At 47.6% G+C, this 2565-nt stretch carries 2 protein-coding genes; one reads left to right on the forward strand and one right to left on the reverse strand.

Annotated elements, in window-relative coordinates; genetic code table 11:
* Positions 1-2151 (forward strand): Ig-like domain-containing protein (locus ACKPEB_RS05265; RefSeq protein WP_408963786.1); only part of this gene is annotated, 2151 nt, incomplete at its 5' end.
* On the opposite strand, the gene ACKPEB_RS05270 is transcribed toward ACKPEB_RS05265, so the two are convergent.
* Positions 2050-2565 (reverse strand): FG-GAP repeat domain-containing protein (locus ACKPEB_RS05270; protein ID WP_408963787.1); only part of this gene is annotated, 516 nt, incomplete at its 5' end. The two genes, ACKPEB_RS05265 and ACKPEB_RS05270, sit on opposite strands and share 102 nt — an antisense overlap.

The raw sequence follows: 2565 nt of genomic DNA on the forward strand, positions 1-2565 counted from the left end.
GACTTAGCACAAGGCACAGATTATTATGTAGAAATTGCCAACGGTGCGATTAAGGATATTGCGGGGAATAATTATGCCGGTATTACTGGTAATAGCACCTGGAATTTCAAAACAGCCAATGGTTTATTCCAAGCAATTACCCCAGACTTTGATAGTGCTACCGCCGGAAATCAAACCACTAAAGCCTTCAGACCTAATAACTCCGTCGGAGTCGATGTCAACTATTCCACATCGGATAACAACAGCAGTCTAACATCCTCCTTTGGATTTAAGCTGCACTACGACTCCTCCGAGTTAACCTTTGTCAACCTTACCAATCCCTTATCCAGTCCGATAGCACCCACCATCGGCAGTCCAGAGGCGGACACCGCCAATGAAGATAACGACCCCCTCACTGATAAAGTGATTAATGTAGCTTGGCTGAATATTAGCGGTGTGAATTGGCCGAATACTACTTTACCCGCCAATCTATACAAAGCCAACTTCACCACGTCGTCTACCTATACAGGTACAAACGTTAACTTTAGCAGTAATAACACCTCCCCTGGATACAGCCTTTCACCCACATCCGCAGTTTTGACCCTAGCACCCCCCGTCAGTTTAGATGCGGATGGCAATAGTTCTGCCCAGGGTGCCACTGACGGCATTTTAATTGCCCGCCATCTGTTTGGCTTTACGGGTAATACCCTAACTACTGGAGCGATTGGTACTGGTGCTACTCGCACCACTGCTACAGACATCCAGAACTATTTGCAAAATGGTCAAGCCACGATGCTAGATGTGGATGGCAACGGTTCTGCTCAGGGAGCCACCGACGGGATTTTAATTGCTCGCTATCTGTTTGGCTTTACTGGCAATACCCTAACTACTGGAGCGATTGGTACTGGTGCGACTCGCACTACTGCAACTGAAATTCAGCAATTCTTAAGTACCTATCTGCCCACGACTCCTGCATCTAGTAAGAGCGTAGTTACCAATAGTGCTACCCAAAATATTACCGCTAGTGCCAGCACTCAGAATGTAGCTCCGGGTAGTTCAGTCTCAATTGACGCCAAGTATTCCACATCGGATAACAGCAGCAGCCTACCATCCTCCTTCGGATTTAAACTGCACTATGACTCTTCTAAGCTTAATTTTGTCGATTTTGCCAATCCAGGGGTATTGTCAAGTCCCGTAGCACCGACTATCGGTACTCCAGTGGACGACACCGCCAATGAAGATAACGATACCTCCACTGATAAAGTGATTAATGTGGCTTGGCTTAATCTAAATGGTGTGAATTGGCCGAATGTGGCTGCACCCACGACCTTATACAAAGCCAACTTCACCGCCTTACCCACTTTTACTACAGGTAGTGCCAAGGTTAACTTTAGTAGTCAAAATGCTTCTCCTGGTTACACCTTCCAAGGAACAGGAACAGTTATCTCTGCTGACTCAACTGCACCCACAGCCAGCAGTTTCAGCCCCGTTGATAATGGTACAGGAGTTGCCGTTGGTGCTAACTTAGTGGTTAACTTCAGTGAAGCGATTCAAAAAGGTAGTGGCAATATTGTTATCAAGAAAGTCTCGGATAATTCTGTTGTCGAAACCATTGCGGTTACTAACAGTAATGTCACCGTTAGTGGCAGTCAACTGACAATTAACCCAACTAATGACTTAGCACAAGGCACAGATTATTATGTAGAAATTGCCAACGCTGCGATTAAGGATATTGCGGGGAATAATTATGCCGGTATTACTGGTAATAGCACTTGGAATTTTACCACCACCAGCCAAAGTTCAGGCTCTTTTACCGAAGATACTTCTATTTCCCTTCCTGGTGTTTGCGCCAGTTCCGTAGCCTGGGCGGACTACAGCGGAGACGGTAAACAGGACTTCCTGTTGACGGGTTCGTCAAGTTCAGGCTACATCTCCAAACTGTACAAAAACACGGGCAGTGGGTTCAGCGAAGATACCACTATTTCCCTTCCTGGTGTCGATGGTTCCGTAGCCTGGGCGGACTACAATGGCGATGGCAAACAGGACTTCCTGTTGACGGGTTACGATAATTTATACAACCCCATCTCCAAACTGTACAAGAACACGGGCACTGGCTTCAGCGAAGATACCTCTGTTTCCCTTCCTGGTGTTGTCTACGGTTCCGTAGCCTGAACTTGAGTAACCCGTCAACAGGAAATCCTGTTTGCCGTCTCCGCTGTAGTCCGCCCAAGCTACGGAACCGTAGTAAACACCAGGAAGGGAAACAGTGGTATCTTCGCTGAACCCACTGCCCGTGTTTTTGTACAGTTTGGAGATGCGGCCTGAACTTGAGTAACCCGTCAACAGGAAGTCCTGTTTACCGTCTCCGCTGTAGTCCGCCCAAGCTACGGAACTCTCCCAAACACCAGGAAGGGAAACAGAGGTATCTTCGGTGAAGCCACTGCCCGTGTTTTTGTACAGTTTGGAGATGAAGCTGCCTGAACTTGACCAACCCGTCAACAGGAAGTCCTGTTTACCGTCTCCGCTGTAGTCCGCCCAGGCTACGGAACTGGCGCAAACACCAGGAAGGGAAATAGAAGTATCTTC

Source organism: Planktothrix sp., from assembly GCF_046067725.1.
Lineage (GTDB): Bacteria > Cyanobacteriota > Cyanobacteriia > Cyanobacteriales > Microcoleaceae > Planktothrix.